The organism is Luteibacter sp. E-22 (genome assembly GCF_049913125.1).
In the GTDB taxonomy this organism is placed as follows: Bacteria; Pseudomonadota; Gammaproteobacteria; order Xanthomonadales; family Rhodanobacteraceae; genus Luteibacter.
Genome location: NZ_CP183975.1, coordinates 1691060 through 1709262 on the forward strand (window position 1 = coordinate 1691060; position 18203 = coordinate 1709262).

The following is an 18203-nucleotide window of genomic DNA, read 5'->3' on the forward strand; positions in this document are numbered from 1 at the left end:
CAGAGCCTTCATATCGGCCACATCGCGAGGAGCTTGAACGCGGCGCAGGAGAAAAGCCCCGGCCGTTTTCAGTCGGGACCTTTCTATTGATATTTACAGAGGCGGTGAAGCCTTTGCGCCCGTTACCAGGGCTCCGCACCATCTGAGTTGGAGAACCCACCGGTCGGGCCGTCATCCGGGAGCAGGGCGAGGCGGATGGCTTCAGCGGCGCCTTCGGGAATCGTCTGGTGGCCACTATGACCATTGAGATCGGTAGCGGTGTAGCCGGGGTCGGCGGCGTTCACCTTGATCCCGTGGTCCTTCAGTTCGGCTGCCAGCAGTACCGTGAACATGTTCAGCGCGGCCTTCGAACCATTGTAGCCAAGGAATTTGACCGCTGCGAAATCCCAGGTGGGATCGTTGTTGAGGGTGATGGAACCGAGACCGCTGGAGACGTTGACGATGCGGCCGGAGGCGGATTTCTTCAGCAGCGGCAACAGCGCCTGTGTAACGGCGACAGTGCCGAAGAAGTTGGTCTCGAACGTCTGGCGCACCGCGTCCAGGTCGGCCGTTCCCGGCAGGCCGTCGTTCTGCAACGCGATGGCGGCATTGTTGACGAGGACATCGACGCGGCCTTCATTGGCCTCGATGTCGGCGGCGGCGGCCGTCAGCGAGGCAGCGTTCGTGAGATCCACAGCCACGAAGCGGACGTCGATACCCTCGGCCTGGAGGGTTTTCGCCGCTTCACGGCCACGCGCTTCGTCACGCGCGCCGAGCAGGATTCGGTGGCCAGCCTTGCCGAGCTGGCGGGCGACTTCGAGGCCGATGCCCTTGTTGGCACCGGTGACGAGGGAGATGCGACGGTCTGCGTTACTCATGGCGTTTCCTTGTGGAGTGGTGGTGGTTGGCGCTATGAGTTAATTTATGAATCATCCTTCGGTTTTTACATTCGCATATGACCGTCGTGCCTTCCGACTCCCTGAAGCCCCGTAAATCCCCGCGTCAGGCCCGCTCGGCGGCGACCGTGGCGGCGATTTTCGAGGCGACGTTTCAGGTTTTGCTCTCCGATGGCATCGCCCGGCTCACGACGACGCGCGTTGCGCAGCGGGCCGGGGTCTCCGTGGGGACGATGTACCAATACTTCCCGCACAAGCAGGCCTTGCTGTACGCGGTGCTCGATCAGTACCTGGGAGACGTCGTGATCGCCGTGCAGGCGGCGTGCGCGCGATACGAGGGAGCGTCCCTGCGGGACATGTCGGACGGCCTGTGCCGTGCGTACCTCGATGCGAAGCTGCGCCATCTTCCTGGATCGCGAGCCCTGTACGTGGTAGCCGCCGAACTGGATACCGCCGGTCTCGTTGCCGACGTCGTCGGCCGGACCGATCAGGCTATCGCGCGCCTGTTGGCGACGGCATCGGATGCCGTGTTCGATGACGTGGAGACCGTGACTTTCGCGTTGCGTTCCATGCTCGTCGGCACGGTGCAAGCCGTGCTGGAGAAAGATGGCTCGGCAGCGTCACTGGCGATACTGCGAGCGCAGCTGCCCGTCATGTCGCGTGCTTATCTGGTGGAAGTTTCGCGGAGCCGGCCGAACACCAAGGGTATGTCGGCCGGCTAGCGCTCGCCTGGTCCTCAATGGCTATCCCGCGGAAGCCCCTTCGTCTGCGCGATCTGCTGGTACTTCTCGGCACCTTCCAGAATGGCGCCCGTTTCCAACTGCCCGACGATCGCGCGTTGAATCTCCTGCCATGGCGTCTGCGATGCGGGGTAGCGGTAGCCGCCCGCCTCGGCCAGTGCGCGGCGGCGCTCGGCCAATTCCTCGTCGCTGATCAATACGTCGGCCGTGCCCCTGCCGAGGTCGATGCGGACGCGATCGCCGGTGCGGATCAACGCCAGTCCACCCATCACCGCGGCCTCGGGGCTCGCGTTGAGAATGGAGGGCGAACCCGACGTGCCTGATTGCCGCCCGTCGCCAATGCAAGGTAGCGCGTGCACGCCTTCGCGGATGAGATAGGCCGGCGGCCGCATGTTCACCACTTCCGCGGAACCCGGGTAGCCCACGGGACCCGCACCGCGCATGAAGAGCAACGTGTCGGTGGTGATGCCGAGCGAGGGGTCGTCGATGCGGTGGTGGTAATCCTCCGGGCCATCGAAGACGACCGCCGGACCTTCGAACGCTTCGGGATCGTCGGGACGGCTGAGGTAGCGTGCGCGAAATTCCGGGCTGATGACGCTGGTTTTCATGATGGCGCTGTCGAACAGGTTGCCGCGCAACACGATGAATCCCGCGTCTTCCTTCAGTGGGTTGGTGAACGGACGAATGACGCGTTCATCCTCGATGGCCGCATCGCGGCAATTTTCGCCGATCGACTTGCCGTTGGCCGTCATCGCGTCCTCGTGGATCAGGCCCTGCCTGAGCAGCTCGCCCACCACCGCCGGTACGCCGCCGGCGTGATAGAAATCTTCACCGAGGTATTCCCCCGCCGGTTGCAGGTTGACCATCAGCGGTACCTTGTGGCCATGCGTCTGCCAGTCGTCGATCGTCAGTTCCACGCCCATGTGGCGGGCGATGGCTGCGAGGTGGATGGGAGCGTTGGTCGATCCGCCGATGGCCGAGTTGACCACGATGGCGTTGAGGAACGCCTCGCGGGTGAGGATGTCGGATGGTTTGAGATCTTCCGACACCATCTCGACGATGCGCTTGCCGGTGAAATAGGCGACTTCCTGGCGATCGCGGTACGGCGCGGGGATCGCGGCGGCGCCGGGCAGCTGCATGCCGAGGGCTTCGGCGAGGCTGTTCATCGTCGTCGCCGTTCCCATCGTGTTGCAATAGCCTGTCGATGGCGCGGACGAGGCGACCAGCTTGATGAAGCCTTCTTCGTTGATGGCGCCCGTGGCCAACAGCTCGCGCGCTTTCCAGACGATCGTTCCCGAACCCGTGCGCTCGCCCTTGTGCCAGCCATTGAGCATGGGACCGACCGAAAGCGCGATGGCCGGGATGTTCACCGTGGCGGCCGCCATGAGGCAGGCTGGCGTGGTCTTGTCGCAACCGATCGTCAGCACGACGCCGTCGATGGGATAACCATGCAGCACTTCGACCAGGGACAGGTACGCCAGGTTGCGATCGAGGCCGGCGGTGGGGCGCTTTCCCGTTTCCTGGATCGGATGTACCGGGAACTCCAGCGCGATGCCGCCCGCTTCGCGAATGCCCTCGCGCACGCGTTCGGCGAGCACGACGTGATGGCGGTTGCAGGGCGAAAGGTCGCTGCCGGTCTGGGCGATGCCGATGATCGGTTTGCCCGAGCGCAACTCTTCCAACGACAGGCCGAAGTTGAGATACCGTTCCAGGTACAGCGCGGTCATGTCGATGTTTTCGGGATTGTCGAACCAGGCGCGCGAACGAAGCGGGGAGGTGGTCTGTGTCATGGCGAGAAGGAGTGCTCTGAAGGCGGGCAGGAAGCGGTTCGGCACCAGGGGTACAGTCGGGCGGCGGTCGTTGACGCGCGATCTGTGCGCCGATAGTCTATTACTCAGACAAGATAATCGATGAGAGACGCGGCGGTAAAGACGTTTTCGGAAAGACGGGTAACTTCCAGCACTCAACCGAAAGGTATTCCAAAGTGAACGCACGCAACCTGTATATCGGCCTCGCAGCCGTCGGCTTCGCCTTCTCGCTCGCGGCCTGTTCCGGCGGGCGCGGCAACGGTGACACCGCCGCTTCTTCATCGGACAACAAGGGCGCCCTGGTCGGTGTCGCCATGCCCACCAAGGTTTCCGAGCGCTGGATCAAGGATGGAAACGCCGTCAAGGAGGATCTGGAGAAGCTCGGGTACAAGGTCGATCTCGAGTACGCGGATAACAAGATCCCGCAGCAGGTGCTCCAGGTCAGCAACATGATCACCAAGGGTGCCAAGGTGCTGGTCATCGCCTCGATCGACGGTGGCTCGCTCAGCGACCAGCTCGACGCGGCGGCAAAAGCCGGCATCAAGATCATTTCCTACGATCGCCTGCTTACCGGAAGCAAGAACGTCGATTACTACGTGTCGTTCGACAACTATAAGGTCGGCGTCGACCAGGCCAACAGCCTGCTTACCGGCCTCGGCTTCCTCGATGCGACCGGCAAGAAGACCGACAAGAAGGGGCCGTTGAACGTCGAGCTGTTCGCGGGCAGCCCGGATGACAACAACGCCACGTTCTTCTACAACGGCGCGATGGACACGCTCAAGCCGTACATCGACGACGGCTCGATCGTCATCAAGAGCGGCCAGACCGGCTTCACCCAGGTGGCCACCTTGCAGTGGGACCCGGCGACGGCGAAGGCCCGCATGCAGAACCTGGTCGCCAAGTCCTATTCGGACGGCGCGAACGTCGATGGCGTGCTCTCGCCGTACGATGGCATGTCGATCGGCATCATCTCCGCCTTGCAGGGCGCGGGCTACGGCGGTGCCGCGAAACCGCTGCCGATCATCACCGGACAGGACGCGGAAGCGGCGTCGGTCAAGTCGATCATCGCGGGCCAGCAGTACTCCACGATCTACAAGGACACGCGCAAGCTCGCCGACCAGGCGGCCGTGATGGCCAACGACCTGCTGACCGGCAAGAAGCCGGAAACGAACGACGACAAGACCTACAACAACAAGGTCGTGGTCGTCCCGACGTACCTGTTCCAGCCGACCGTGGTTACCAAGGCGAATTACAAGGAAGTGCTCATCGATAGCGGTTACTACACCCCGGCGCAGCTGCAGTAAGTCGCGCTGGAGGGCACGTGACCGATCATATTCTCGAGATGCAGGGCATCACGAAGACGTTTCCTGGTGTCAAGGCATTGCAGGATGTTTCGCTCGGGGTCAAGCGCGGCCATGTCCACGCCATCTGTGGCGAGAACGGTGCCGGCAAGTCGACGCTCATGAAGGTTCTCAGCGGGGTGTATCCCGCTGGGACGTTCGACGGACAGATCGTCTTCGAAGGCAAGCCGGTCGATTTCAGGAGCATCAACGACTCCGAGGCGGCCGGTATCGTCATCATCCACCAGGAGCTAGCGCTCAGTCCGTATCTTTCCATCGCCGAGAACATCTTCCTCGGCAATGAACAGCAGACGCACGGGTGGATCGACTGGAACCGGACCAACCTTGAAGCGGCGAAGCTGCTTGAGCGGGTGGGACTGAAAAACAACCCCGTCACCAAGATCACCGACCTCGGCGTCGGCCAGCAACAGCTGGTGGAGATTGCCAAGGCGTTGTCCAAACGGGTGAAGCTGCTCATTCTCGACGAGCCTACCGCGGCCCTGAACGACGCCGATTCAGCTCACTTGCTTGGATTGATCAAGCAGCTCCAGGAGCAGGGCATCACCTCGATCATCATCAGCCACAAGCTCAACGAGATCGAGGCCATCGCCAACGAAGTGACGATCATCCGCGACGGCCGCACGATCGAGACGCTCGACATGCGGGCGGACCATGTCTCCGAAGAACGGATCATCAAGGGCATGGTCGGGCGCGAACTGGAAAGCCGGTATCCGGAGCACACGCCGAACATCGGTGAAGAGCTTCTGCGCATCGAAAACTGGAACGTCTTCCACCCGATCGACGTCACCCGGCAGATCATCACCGATGCCGGCATCCGCGTGCGTGCCGGCGAAATCGTCGGCATCGCCGGGTTGATGGGAGCAGGGCGGACCGAACTCGCGATGAGCGTGTTCGGGAAGAGCTATGGCGTGAAGATCAGCGGCAAGGTGTTCAAGCGCGGTGTCGAGATCGACATGAGTACCGTGCCGAAGGCGATCAGGAACGGCGTGGCGTATGCCACCGAAGATCGCAAGCGCTATGGGTTGAACCTCATCGACGACATCACCCGCAATACCTCGGGCTCGGCCCTTGGCAAGCTCGCGGGCCTGTTCGGTTTCGTCGACGGGCACAAGGAGGCCACCGTGGCCGGCGAGTACCTCAAGTCCCTCAAGATCAAGGCGCCCAGCGTATCTTCCATCACCGGGAAGCTGTCGGGAGGCAACCAGCAAAAGGTCGTGTTGTCCAAGTGGATGTATGCCGATCCGGATGTGTTGATCCTCGACGAGCCGACCCGTGGCATCGACGTGGGTGCCAAGTACGAGATCTACGCCATCATCAACCGGCTCGCCGACGAGGGCAAAGGCATCATCATGATTTCGTCGGAACTCCCGGAACTCCTGGGCGTCTGCGATCGTATCTATACCCTCGCCGAGGGACGTGTCACGGCGGATATTCCACGATCCGAGGCGACCGCCGAGATCCTTATGCAGCACATGACAAGAGAACGGGAGCGGGGCGCCAGTGACAACCTCCAATGAATTGACGCCACCGCCCAGCGCGACGACGACGGCGCTGAAATACCTGGCGGGGCAGCTTCGCCAGGTCGGCCTGTTCAGCGCATTGATCGTGATCGTGCTGTTCTTCCAGTTCGCCACTGGCGGCATCACGCTCCGGCCGATCAACGTATCGAACCTGGTCATCCAGAACAGCTACATCCTGATCCTCGCCATCGGCATGGTCATGGTGATCATCGCGGGTCATATCGACCTGTCGGTCGGTTCGCTCGTGGCCTTCGTGGGGGCGATGGCCGGCGTCATGATCACGCAGTGGCATATTCCCTGGCCGGCGGCGATCGTGCTTTGCCTGGTCATCGGTGGCGTCGTCGGGGCATGGCAGGGCTTCTGGATCGCTTATTTCAGGATTCCCGCGTTCATCGTCACATTGGCGGGCATGTTGCTGTTTCGCGGCGCGGCGCAGATCGCGCTGCAGAACCAGCAGATCTCACCGTTCCCGGAAGCGTTCCGCCGGATGGGTTCCGGGTTCCTTCCGGCATTCGGCACCAGCGGTTACGAGCCACTCACGCTCGTCCTGGGCGCTATCGCCGCGATCGTGCTGCTCTATGGCTCGTTACGTCAGCGGATGGTGCGGCATACCTACGGGCTGGAGTCCGAGCCACTCTGGTATTTCATCCTCAAGCTGGCTTTCTCGGTCTTCCTGATCGGGTGCATGGCGTTCCTGCTGGCCAGCTACAACGGCACGCCCATCGTCCTGGTGATCCTGGGCGTGCTGATCGTCGCGTACGCGGCGATCATGGCGCGGTCGGTCTTCGGGCGGCATGTCTACGCGATCGGTGGCAACCTCAACGCCGCGGCCCTTTCGGGCGTGAAAACCAAGCGCGTCACCTTCCTGCTGTTCGTGAACATGGGCGTCATCTCCGCGCTCGCCGGACTGGTTTTCACCGCCCAGCTGAACCTGGCGAGCCCGAGTGCCGGCACGGGTTTCGAACTCGATGCGATCGCCGCGGTGTTCATCGGTGGCGCCGCCGTGACCGGAGGTATCGGTACCGTCACCGGCGCGATCATCGGAGGCCTCATCATCGGCCTGCTCAACAACGGTATGTCGATCCTTGGCGTCGGCACGGAATACCAGTCGCTCATCAAGGGGCTGGTGCTGTTGGCGGCGGTCGCGTTCGACGTCTACAACAAGCGTCGCGTCGGAGGCCGCTAGGCCTTACGGCTGCATCGCCTGGCGCGTGTCTTCCAGCGCCAGTTCGACAAGCACGCGCATCGCCTCGTTGGCGGCGGCCGGATCGCGATCGGCGATGGCGACGAGCACCCGGCGATGATCCGGAATGGGATTGCGGGGCAGGGTGCGCTGGCGTTGCTTGAACTGCGTCGTCCAGCTGACGGCGGCGCAAATACTCGCATTCAACACGATGAGCGCATCGTTGCCGGTGGCATGCAGGATCGCGCTGTGGAAGTCACGATCGGCTATGCGTCCGGCCTCGGTGGCGAGGGTATGGTGGGTCATGCGGGCGAGGGCGTCACGCATGGTTTCGAGCGCTTCGTTGTCGCGTCGTTCCGCGGCCAGCGCGGCGGCGGCGGGTTCCACGATGGCGCGGAGTTCGAACAGGCTGCGAATGAAGCCGATGTCGGGCTGGCCGGTGAATGCCCAACCCAGTACCTCGGGATCGAGCAGGTTCCAGCGGCTTCGGGGCAACACGCGCGTGCCGGTCTTTGGCCGGCTTTCGACGAGGCCCTTGGCGGCCAGTGCCTGGATCGCCTCGCGGTAGGCCGTTCGCGAAACGTCGAGTTGCTCGGAAAAGACCACTTCGCCCGAGAGTACGTCGCCCGGCTGGTACTCACCCGAGAGGATCGCGGCGCCCAGCTTGTTCGCGATGGCGCCGTACAGGCGTCGACCGGTACTGCGAGCTTCGCGTTCGCGTTCGATCGGTACGGCCGGCGTCTTCGTCTTGCTCACGTGCTCATTCCTTCCTGGCCATCGACCGCTTGGCATTGCAAAACCAGCATAACCGCCTTAACCTAATTGTCTGAGTAATTATCGTGGTGCAGCACATGTCGAACGATGAGAAGGCAGGCGGGATGCAAGGTACTTTCCGCTCGATGGATGCGGCGACCGGGCAGCCTTTCGGCCCTGCGTTCACGTCGGATGGCATTACCCAGGTTAGATCCGCCTGTGCGGCCGCCGAGGCGGCCTTCGATGTTTATCGTACGACAGATGCCGGTGACCGGGCGGCCTTCCTGGAACGCATCGGCGAGGAAATCCTCGCCCTGGGCGACGAGCTCATCGTCACCGCCATGCGCGAAAGCGGACTGCCGCGCGCGCGCCTCGAGGGCGAACGCGGCCGCACCGTCGGCCAGCTGAGGTTGTTCGCCGGCGTGCTCAGGCGTGGCGACTGGATGGGGTTGCGCATCGATCCCGTACCGGCGGGCGATCCACCCTCCGCGCGCGCCGATTTGCGGCTACGCAGGATTCCCCTGGGGCCGGTCGCCGTGTTCGGTGCGTCGAATTTCCCGCTGGCGTTTTCCACGGCCGGTGGCGATACGGCATCGGCCCTCGCCGCTGGCTGCCCCGTCGTCGTCAAGGGGCATCCCGCGCATCCCGCGACCGGAGCCATGGTCGCGGACGCCATCCACAAGGCGGTGAAGGCCAGCGGTTTGCCATCCGGTGTGTTTGCGAACCTCACCGGCCCGGGCATCGAGCTGGGTGCGGCCCTGGTCACCGACCCGGCGATCGCCGCGGTGGGATTCACCGGCTCGCGTGCCGGAGGCCTGGCGCTCGTCAAGCTGGCACAGGCGCGAGAGATCCCCATTCCGGTCTTCGCTGAGATGTCGAGCGTCAATCCGGTGTTGCTATTGCCGGAGGCGCTGCGCGCACGCGGGGAAGCCATTGGCGCCGCCTTCGTCGGTTCGTTGACGATGGGTGCCGGACAGTTCTGCACCAATCCCGGCTTGCTCCTGGCGATCGAAGGGGAAGGCCTCGACGCCTTCGTCTCCGCCGCCAGCCGCGTGGTGTCCGAGGCCCGTCCGCAGACCATGCTGACCCCGGCGATCCACCATGCTTACGAGACATCCGTCGAGGCGCTCCAGAAACACAGCGACGTGACGGCCCTGGCGCAGGGTCCTGCCGCCGAAAGCGCGAACGCGGGGCGTGCCGCATTCTTCTCGACCAGCGGCAAGGCGTTCCTCGCCGACAAGGCGCTGGCGCATGAAGTCTTCGGCGCATCGTCCTTGCTGGTTCGCTGCGCCGACGAAGCCGAACTCCATGCGGTCGTCGCCGCATGCGAGGGACAGCTGACGATGACGCTGCAGATGGACGATGGCGATACCGCACTGGCGGCGCGGCTGGTTCCGTTGCTGGAACGGAAATGCGGACGCATCGTCGTCAACGGTTGGCCGACCGGCGTCGAAGTCACCCACGCCATGGTGCATGGCGGACCGTTTCCCGCGACGTCCGATGGGCGTTCGACATCGGTCGGCAGCCTCGCCATCGATCGTTTCCTGCGCCCGGTGTCGTATCAGAACTTCCCGGCTGCCTTGCTGCCCGCCGTGTTGCGCGACGGTACCGACTTGCCGCGGCTGGTCAACGGTGTTCCGGCCGCCTGAACCCTGTCTTCTGAGATAGAGAGAGCGACTTCATGACTTTGCGTCTCCTGCAACATCGTGCCGCGGACGGCGTGCGGTCGGTGATCGCCGCGCGGGGCAACGCCGCCGCCTTCGTGCCCGGCGTCGATAGCGTTCGAGCCCTGGCCTGCAAGGCTATCGCCATGGGCACCGACCTTGCGGGCGCTATCGCCGCATGTGGCACCGGGGCGCCGGTGGATATCGTCGAGGAATTGGCTGCGGGCCGCTTGCTCGCCCCCATCGATCACCCGGACCCGGCACACTTGTTCATGACCGGCACGGGACTCACCCACCTGGGTTCCGCGGAAGGGCGGGACAAGATGCACCGTGAGGCGGCCGCCGCCGAGAAGCAGACGGATTCGATGCGGATCTTCCTCGAAGGTGTCGCGGGCGGCAAACCCGCGGAAGGGGAGGTCGGCAGCCAGCCGGAATGGTTCTACAAGGGCAACGGGCATGGCCTGGTCGGACCGGGCGCGCCGCTCACGTCGCCTGCGTTCGCGAAGGACGGCGGAGAGGAGCCGGAGCTCGCAGGCATCTATCTCATCGGCGACGACGGCACGCCGTTTCGTCTTGGCGTGTGCCTCGCGAACGAGTTCAGCGACCATGTCACGGAGAGGCACAACTACCTCTGGCTCGCGCACTCGAAATTGCGTCAGGCCGCCCTGGGTGCCGAATTGCTCGTCGGCCCGCTTCCTGCTGAAATCGAAGGCAAGAGTCGCATCCATCGAAACGGTGCGGTCGTGTGGGAAAAGCCATTCCTCTCCGGGCAAGAGAACATGTCGCACAGCTTCGCGAATCTCGAGGCGCATCATTTCAAGTACGAACTGTTCCGGCAGCCGGGCGATATCCACGTCCATTTCTTCGGCACGGCCACGTTGTCGTTCTCCGATGGCGTGGCTACCCAGGTTGGCGACGTATTCGAGATAGAAGCCGCGCCGTTCGCCTTGCCGCTGCGTAACGCGCTGGCGCAGGCACCCGCACAGACATTCGCGGTGAAGGCGCTTTGATCGTGACTCCAATTCGTATCGCGGTGGTCGGCCTGGGCAAGATCGCTCGCGACCAGCACCTTCCCGCGATCGCGAGCAACGACGATTTTCAGTTCGTGGCGGTGGTCGATCCTGCTGCGTCGGACGTTGAAGGCGTACCTTGCTTCGGCGGCCTCGATGCGTTGTTCCGCGACGGGCCGGCCGTCGATGCGGTCGTCCTCTGCACGCCGCCGCAGGTTCGCTACGCGCTGGCCAGGGAAGCCCTGAAGAACAACATCCATGTCTTCCTAGAGAAGCCGCCGGGCGCGACGCTGGCCGAAGTCGCGGCACTCGCACAACGAGCGGATGCAAGCGGCCTGACCCTGTTCGCGGGCTGGCATTCCCGATACGCCGCCGGCGTGGAGCCGGCGCGCGCCTGGCTCGCCGGGCGAAAGGTCGAGAGCGTTTCCATTCGTTGGCGGGAGGATGTTCGCGTCTGGCATCCGGGACAGGAATGGATATGGGAAGCCGGTGGCCTGGGCGTATTCGATCCGGGGATCAATGCGCTGTCGATCGCCACGTACATACTTCCCCGGGCGTTCATCCTGCGATCCGCGACCTTGTCGATACCCGCCAATCGTGCGGCGCCTATCGCAGCCGACCTGCAGTTCATCGACGGCGATGGCGTTCCGATGTCGATGGATCTGGACTGGCGCCAGACGGGTCCACAGAGTTGGGACATCGTGGTCGAGACCGATCAGGGTAGGTTGACGCTAGCCAAGGGTGGGGCCGTGCTGACCTTGCCGGGGCAGGATGTGGGTGGGGAAGACCGGGAGTATGCCGGGATGTACTCGCGCTTTGCCTCGCTCATTCGTTCGCGCAGTTCCGATGTGGATACGGCGCCGTTGCGGCTGGTGGCTGATGCGTTTTTGCTGGGGCGTCGGGAGACTGCTGAGGCGTTTTATTGGGTCGGATGAAGTCGTACCGCGCCTGTTGAGGCGCTGGACCCTGATAGCGACTGAGAACGGGGACCCCGCGTCCCAGTTCAACCTCTACCACGACCTCATCGAGAGCGATTTGGCGTTTGACCGCGCACGGGCCATGTTCTGGCTGCGCAAGGCCGCATCAGTGGATGCCGAGGCCAGGAAAACGCGCGTCATGCTCCAGTCCAGGGATGGGCGTCTTCCTGCATATCGGTCTGGCATCTGTTGGTGAAGGTGCCTGGCGACGGTAGTTTCCTTTCAAAGATCAGGCGCAGCCGACCATGCGCCGATGTTATTTCGGGAGAGGGCAGCCTTCGGTAACGCGAGGCTCTATTCGGCTTCGCCCAGGCGCTTGATCAGCTTGACCGCTGACATGAGCGTTTTCCGTTCGTCGGCATCGAGCCTGGCCATCGCTTCCAACAGCCATTTCTGCTTGGCGGCACTGCGCTTGCGTCGCGCCTGAACACCTTCCCGCGTCAGGACGAACAGGACCTGTCGACCATCAGTCGGATGCGGGCGACGCTCGACCAGGCCCTCGCGCTCCAGCTCGGTGAGCGTCGCGCCCATGGACTGCGGCTTTACCGCCTCCGCCCGCGCGAGGTCGCCGGTCCGGCTTTCTCAAGCCGGGCCAGCGCCATGGTCTGCGACCAGGTCAGGCCTTCCGGATTGGTTTCAGCGCGCAGAACCCATGCCACAGAACGGGAACTGACATGCCTGATTGGGCCAGGACTAAGACTGTGGTATCACTCATCTGAAATAGCTGAACCATGGCATGAGGAGTGACTATATCGACGTCTGCCCGGTTGCAACGCCCACCGTATCTATGACTTCCTGGATCAGGTGAACAGGCCATTGACCCGACCTGACCATAATCCACAACTCCAAGGACATATCATGCCCCTCGACCGTTTTCCTTTCGTGTCGCTCATCGGTCGCCTACTGATGTGCAGCCTTTTTACAGTATCCGGTATCGGGAAACTCATGGCACCCTCCGCAACGAAGGCGTATATCGCCGCAGCGGGGTTGCCGCTGCCGGATATTGCCTACCTGGGGGCACTCATCGTCGAACTAGGCTTCGGGACGCTGCTTCTCGTGGGCTTCAAGACAAAGCCTGTCGCTGCCGCGATGGCCATCTTTACGCTGGTCACGGCGTTTGTATTTCACGCTCACTTCGGTGACGCGAACCAGCAGGTTCATTTCCTCAAGAATCTCTCCATCGCCGGCGGGCTTATCCAGTTCGCCCTGTGCGGCGCCGGTTCCATCAGTCTTGATGGCCTGCGGGCACAGCGGGCATCGGCACCCGAGTAACGGGTCTGGTCGACGAAAGCGTGTCGGCGAGTCGAATTGCGCGTCTAGGGTTATTTTTTTTCGTGGCCGGGTGGTATGCGGGCTCAATGGCTGCTGGATGCGGTTGACTTCTTGCTTCTGGACTTTGACGCCGCACGCTTGCCGGGAGCAGCGCTTTCCTTTCGGGACACGTTGAAACTCACGGCATCTTTCTTGAAGTCACATACCACGGTATCTCCTTCCTGCACCTTGCCCCCGAGCATGTCCTTGGCGAGCGGGGATTCCAGCAGTCGCCTGATGTCACGCTTCAGTTCCCGGGCACCGTACTCCGGTTGATACCCCTCATCGGCAAGGTGGTCCACAAGCGCATCGGTGAAACTCAGCGAAATGCCCTGGCCGAGTGCCGTCTGACGAATGCGGTCGAGCTGAAGCTCGACGATGTTCCTGATCTGCGATTTCGACAATCTCTCGAAAATGATGGTTTCATCAATCCGGTTCAGGAATTCGGGACGGAAATGCATGCGAAGCACCGCCATGATGGCGTCCCGCGTTTCCTTCGTGACCGCTTTGTCGCCATTGGCCATGATGACGTCCGACGCGAGATTGCTCGTCGCGATGATGAGGGTGTTCTTGAAATCGATGACGCGGCCCTTGCCGTCCGTCAGTCGACCATCATCGAGGACCTGTAGCAGTACATTGTAGACATCGGCGTGTGCTTTCTCGATTTCATCGAACAGCACGACACTGTAAGGGCGACGCCGGACACGTTCGGTCAATTGGCCACCTTCGTCGTAGCCCACATATCCCGGGGGCGCGCCGATAAGGCGGGCCACTGCGTGGCGCTCCATGTACTCGGACATGTCGATACGGATGACCGCGTCTTCGTCGCCAAATATCGTCTCGGCCAGCGCCTTGGCAAGCTCCGTCTTGCCCACACCCGTGGGCCCCAGGAACAGGAACGTGGCGATGGGCCGACCGCCCTGCTTGAGCCCGGCGCGGGCGAGGCGAACCGCATCGGAAACCGCCTCGATGGCCTGATTCTGTCCGATGACGCGCTCGTGTAGTCGCTTCTCCATATTCAGAAGCTTCTTTTTTTCTTCCTCCGTCAGGTCGGTTACCGGGATGCCGGTGAGCTTGGAGACAATTTCCGCAATGACGGACGAGGTGACGTCCGCACTGCTCGTACTCACACGCCGCTTCCACTGCTCGTTGCGCTCGTCGAGATCCTTTTGGTTGGTCTCGATCTTCGCTTCAAACTCCTTCGCTTTATCGAAACGCTTCCGGGAAGACGCATACGATTGCTCGCGCTTGAGCTGGGCGATCTCCGCTTCGAGTTCCTGGATTTCCGGCGGGCGCGAGGTCGTCGACAGATGCACGCGAGCTGCAGCCTGATCGATTAGATCGATGGCTTTGTCTGGCAGGAAACGCGCGGTGATGTATCGGTCGGACAGCTCCGCGGCGGCCACGATAGCGTCATCCTGGATGACGACCTTATGGTGCGCTTCCATGCGGTCACGCAAGCCGCGCAGGATGTTAATGGTCTGATCGACGGTGGGTTCGGGCACCATCACGGGCTGGAACCGGCGCTCAAGCGCCGCATCCTTCTCGATGTATTTCTGGTACTCGCTGAGTGTGGTCGCGCCGATGAGATTCATCTCGCCGCGAGCCATGGCCGGCTTGAAAGTGTTGGCTATGTCGAGACCGCCTTCGCCGCCCCCTTGGCCCGCACCGACGATCGTGTGAACTTCGTCGATGAACAGGATGAGTTCGTCCCGGTGTTCGGTGATTTCATCCATGACTTTCTTGATGCGCTCTTCGAACTCACCGCGATACTTCGCACCCGCCACCATGGAGTTGATGTTGAGTTCCATGAGGCGCTTGTCACGGAGGATCTCGGGAACATCCCCATTGACGATGCGCTGGGCAAGGCCCTCGATAATGGCTGTCTTGCCAACACCGGGTTCACCGATGAGCACGGGATTGTTTTTCTTGCGACGGGCCAGGACCTCGATGGTCGTCTCGATTTCCATCGATCGGCCGATGACTGGATCGAGCTTGCCGTCATTGGCCATTTTCGTCAGGTCGCGGCTGAATTTGTCGAGTTCGGGCGTGCTCGAAGGGGCGTCCACACGACCTTCTTCCGCTCCCTTGCCAACGACCTTGATGGTTTTCTGCCGGAGCGCCTGTGGAGTCAGGCCGTACTTCTTCAGGAGCGCCCCCGCATAGCTGTCTGGCACTTCGGCCAGGCCCAGCAGGAGGTGTTCCGGACCGATGTAGCTATGGCCTAGTTCACGGGACGCCGCATAGGCATGATCGAGTGCGCCCTTGAGCCTCGGCGAGACGCCGAGGTTGTCGTTCTTGCCGTCTTTGGCTGGTTCCTGGGGCGGTGCGCGATCCTTGTCGATTTCACGACGAAGCTCGTCGATGGATACCTTGAACTGCTTGAAAATGACTTGCACCACGTCGCTATCGGGCAAGACATAGAGCAGGTGTTCCGTGTCGACTTCGCGGCGGCCTTCCTGGACAGCACGTTCTGCAGCACGCTGAAGCATCTCCTTGGACTGGTCACTGAAGCGCTGCGTGAAGTCGCTTTCACCGGGGCTGTCGGGCGAAGTCGCTCCGCGACGCCCCATGGCCGCCCGTCCGGGCCCGCCGTTATCCATGAACCCGCCGAATGGATCGCCACCGAAGAGCGACTCAAGAGGCGATTGGTACTGTTGATGACGGGTGAGGCGGGCGTAATCGTAATCACAAACATCAAGGTTCTCGCGAACGCCATCCTGGACCATGGTCACTCGCACGGAAGCCGGGCGAACGCCGCAGATTTCACAAATTCGTGCTGCCATGGAACATTCTCCTCGACCGGTTGATGTGCAGTAACCACCGAACTGAACGTTGGAGAAAAGTTGTAGGTGATGTTCTGTGTGTGCGAGTTAAATTCACGTGCGGACGCTACGCCAGCCCAGCACTCCATTTGGTTGGTAAATGCTTTTAAAACCGACGCTTTTCTGAATTCCCCGTGGGGTGAATGAAATTCCTGCGGCAATAAGCCACATACGTGTTCCACCACATTCGTTCAATCCTGTCGTGCGTCGGCCGGACTTCGCTGTCACCGAGGGGCGACGGGGAAATACCGGATAGTGTTTCATTGCTGTTCCAGGTCCAAGGGCAAAGGAGCGTTACATTGGCAAATGTCGTCCCGCAGCCGGTGGTTGCCACACTCTCGCGTTCAGCGATGTTTCTTGTCCTGACCGTCAATCCCGGCCGTGCCGCCGAGGAGGCGGTGCGTTCGATGTGCGGTGATTTGGCCGGCTTGTTGCGTGCTGTGGGGTTCCGTGACCTCGATGGCCAGCTCACGTGTGTGATGGGGTTTGGTTCAGCCCTGTGGGACCGTTTGTTCTCCGGCCCACGGCCGGCGGAACTCCATCCCTTCCGGGAAATCAATGGAGTTCATCACGCTGTATCGACTCCAGGCGACATCCTGTTGCACATCCGGGCCGCGCGCATGGATCTTTGCTTTGAACTCGCCTCGCAAGTCATGTCGCGCCTGCGATCGGCGGTGACGATCGCCGACGAGGTGCATGGCTTCAAATACTTCGATGATCGCGACCTGATCGGGTTTGTCGACGGGACCGAGAATCCCCGCGATGCGGACGCCATCGACTCCGCCGTTATCGGAGCAGAAGATGCACCATTCGTAGGTGGAAGCTACGTCATCGTACAGAAATACCTGCATGATCTTGAACGGTGGCACGCGGTTCCGGTGGAAGCCCAGGAACGCATCATCGGTCGTGAAAAGCTCTCCGACATCGAACTCGATGATTCGGCGAAAGCGCCTTATTCGCACAATGTCCTGACCACTATCGTTGAAGACGGCGAAGAATTGGACATCGTTCGTGACAATATGCCGTTCGGTGACGTCGGCAAGGGCGAGTTCGGCACCTATTTCATCGGCTACGCCCGATCGCCGGCGCGTACCGAGAAAATGCTGTCGAACATGTTCATAGGCAATCCTCCGGGTAACTATGACCGTTTGCTGGATTTCAGCAGGGCGGTTACCGGTTCCCTTTTCTTTGTTCCCTCCGCCACCTTCCTGGACAACATACCCGACGCTCCGTCGCTGGCCGTGGCCGCAGGCGGAGAGAAGGGCGCCCGGGTCGAACCGGACGGTTCGCTCGGCATCGGTTCGCTGCATATGGAGAAGACCCATGGGTAACCTGTTTCGTGATCTCGCCCCGATAAGCAGTGGTGCCTGGAAACAGATTGAAGAGGAAGCGACCCGAACCATCAAGGAGTACCTGGCTGCCCGTCGGATAGTCGATGTCATCGGCCCCCGTGGGTACGAATACGCGGGCGTGGGGACGGGGCATGTGACCGAGATCGCCGCACCGGGTGAAGGTGTCCGCGCCCTCCAGCGCGACGTGGCTGCCATGGTCGAACTGAAGGTGCCGTTCGTATTGTCTCGTGACGAGCTCGACGGCGTTGCTCGTGGTTCTAACGATCCCGATCTGCAACCACTCAAGGAAGCGGCCAGGAAACTCGCGTTTGCGGAAGACCGTGCCGTCTTCGATGGCTACAAGAGCGCCGGTATCCCGGGCATCCGCGGCACGACCAGCAACCAGGCCATCGCGCTCCCTGCCAATGTCACCGCCTTTCCCTTTGCCGTGGCGAAGGCGCTGGGTGAACTGCGTCTTGCCGGCGTCAATGGTCCCTATAAGCTCGCTTTGGGCGCCAAGGCGTTCGAGGACCTCAACGGCGCCACCGACGAGGGGTATCCTGTCTATCGTGAACTCCATGCCATGCTCGGCGGAGGCATCGTCTGGGCGCCCGCCATCGAGGGTGGGGTGCTGGTCACGGCACGCGGTGGCGATTTTGAGTTGCACCTCGGCCAGGACGTGTCCATTGGCTATACATCGCATGACGCGACGTCCATACAGCTGTATTTCCAGGAGACCTTCACCTTCCTGTCGCTGACGACGGAAGCCTCGGTCAATTTGACGGCCCTGGACTGAGTTCGCCGCGGACTACGCCACGTTCCTCGGCACGAGAGGTTCACATGTC

15 protein-coding genes are annotated in these 18203 nt (G+C 62.1%); 10 read left to right on the forward strand and 5 right to left on the reverse strand.

Translation table 11 applies throughout. The annotated features are described in order from the left end of the window. Positions 1-122 precede the first annotated feature (122 nt). Positions 123-857 (reverse strand): SDR family oxidoreductase, encoded by a 735-nt coding sequence (locus ACN9M2_RS07430; protein ID WP_426287457.1) that lies wholly within the window; start codon positions 855-857, stop codon positions 123-125. Positions 858-934: 77 nt separating this feature from the next. Between ACN9M2_RS07430 and ACN9M2_RS07435 the strand changes: the two genes are divergently transcribed. Further along, positions 935-1597, forward strand: a complete 663-nt coding sequence (locus tag ACN9M2_RS07435) for a TetR/AcrR family transcriptional regulator (protein WP_426287458.1) — start codon at positions 935-937, stop codon at positions 1595-1597. 14 nt (positions 1598-1611) lie between these two features. Here the strand turns inward: ACN9M2_RS07435 and ACN9M2_RS07440 are convergent, their stop codons facing one another. Next, on the reverse strand, positions 1612-3405 hold the full coding sequence (locus ACN9M2_RS07440) for an IlvD/Edd family dehydratase (RefSeq protein ID WP_371024871.1): 1794 nt from the start codon (positions 3403-3405) through the stop codon (positions 1612-1614). Positions 3406-3599: 194 nt separating this feature from the next. On the opposite strand from ACN9M2_RS07440, the gene chvE reads away from it, so the two are divergent. Genes chvE through mmsB form a run of 3 tightly spaced genes read left to right on the forward strand, consistent with a single transcriptional unit; the run spans position 3600 to position 7490 of the window. Beyond that, positions 3600-4727, forward strand: coding sequence for a multiple monosaccharide ABC transporter substrate-binding protein (chvE, locus tag ACN9M2_RS07445; RefSeq protein ID WP_371024870.1), 1128 nt, complete (start codon positions 3600-3602; stop codon positions 4725-4727). 17 nt (positions 4728-4744) lie between these two features. Continuing rightward, positions 4745-6301, forward strand: coding sequence for a multiple monosaccharide ABC transporter ATP-binding protein (mmsA, locus tag ACN9M2_RS07450; RefSeq protein WP_426287459.1), 1557 nt, complete (start codon positions 4745-4747; stop codon positions 6299-6301). Then, complete coding sequence (mmsB, locus tag ACN9M2_RS07455) at positions 6285-7490, forward strand: multiple monosaccharide ABC transporter permease (RefSeq protein ID WP_426287460.1); 1206 nt, start codon at positions 6285-6287, stop codon at positions 7488-7490. The genes mmsA and mmsB overlap by 17 nt, the downstream gene beginning before the upstream one ends. 3 nt (positions 7491-7493) lie before the next feature. On the opposite strand, the gene ACN9M2_RS07460 is transcribed toward mmsB, so the two are convergent. Then, a complete protein-coding gene (locus ACN9M2_RS07460) occupies positions 7494-8243 on the reverse strand; it encodes a FadR/GntR family transcriptional regulator (protein ID WP_426287461.1) in 750 nt (249 codons plus the stop codon). Positions 8244-8338: 95 nt separating this feature from the next. Between ACN9M2_RS07460 and ACN9M2_RS07465 the strand changes: the two genes are divergently transcribed. Genes ACN9M2_RS07465 through ACN9M2_RS07475 form a run of 3 tightly spaced genes read left to right on the forward strand, consistent with a single transcriptional unit; the run spans position 8339 to position 11849 of the window. Next, on the forward strand, positions 8339-9889 hold the full coding sequence (locus tag ACN9M2_RS07465) for an aldehyde dehydrogenase (NADP(+)) (RefSeq protein ID WP_426287462.1): 1551 nt from the start codon (positions 8339-8341) through the stop codon (positions 9887-9889). A 32-nt stretch (positions 9890-9921) separates the two neighbouring features. Further along, positions 9922-10914 carry an AraD1 family protein gene (gene araD1, locus ACN9M2_RS07470; protein WP_426287463.1) on the forward strand — a complete coding sequence of 331 codons (993 nt, stop codon included), beginning with the start codon at positions 9922-9924 and terminating at the stop codon, positions 10912-10914. 2 nt (positions 10915-10916) lie between these two features. Next, a complete protein-coding gene (locus ACN9M2_RS07475) occupies positions 10917-11849 on the forward strand; it encodes a Gfo/Idh/MocA family protein (RefSeq protein WP_426287464.1) in 933 nt (310 codons plus the stop codon). Positions 11850-12185: 336 nt separating this feature from the next. Here ACN9M2_RS07475 and ACN9M2_RS07480 read toward each other — a convergent pair whose 3' ends face one another. Next, positions 12186-12422 carry a MarR family winged helix-turn-helix transcriptional regulator gene (locus tag ACN9M2_RS07480; protein ID WP_426287465.1) on the reverse strand — a complete coding sequence of 79 codons (237 nt, stop codon included), beginning with the start codon at positions 12420-12422 and terminating at the stop codon, positions 12186-12188. 327 nt (positions 12423-12749) lie between these two features. On the opposite strand from ACN9M2_RS07480, the gene ACN9M2_RS07485 reads away from it, so the two are divergent. Then, positions 12750-13163 carry a DoxX family protein gene (locus tag ACN9M2_RS07485; protein WP_426287466.1) on the forward strand — a complete coding sequence of 138 codons (414 nt, stop codon included), beginning with the start codon at positions 12750-12752 and terminating at the stop codon, positions 13161-13163. An 83-nt stretch (positions 13164-13246) separates the two neighbouring features. On the opposite strand, the gene ACN9M2_RS07490 is transcribed toward ACN9M2_RS07485, so the two are convergent. Then, on the reverse strand, positions 13247-15694 hold the full coding sequence (locus tag ACN9M2_RS07490) for an ATP-dependent Clp protease ATP-binding subunit (protein WP_426287885.1): 2448 nt from the start codon (positions 15692-15694) through the stop codon (positions 13247-13249). Between the two features lie 632 nt (positions 15695-16326). On the opposite strand from ACN9M2_RS07490, the gene ACN9M2_RS07495 reads away from it, so the two are divergent. After that, on the forward strand, positions 16327-17358 hold the full coding sequence (locus tag ACN9M2_RS07495) for a Dyp-type peroxidase (protein WP_426287467.1): 1032 nt from the start codon (positions 16327-16329) through the stop codon (positions 17356-17358). Next, entirely contained in the window at positions 17351-18154 is an 804-nt protein-coding gene (locus ACN9M2_RS07500) for a family 1 encapsulin nanocompartment shell protein (RefSeq protein ID WP_426287468.1), read from the forward strand. Before ACN9M2_RS07495 ends, ACN9M2_RS07500 begins: the two co-directional genes overlap by 8 nt. The last annotated feature ends 49 nt before the right edge of the window (positions 18155-18203 follow it).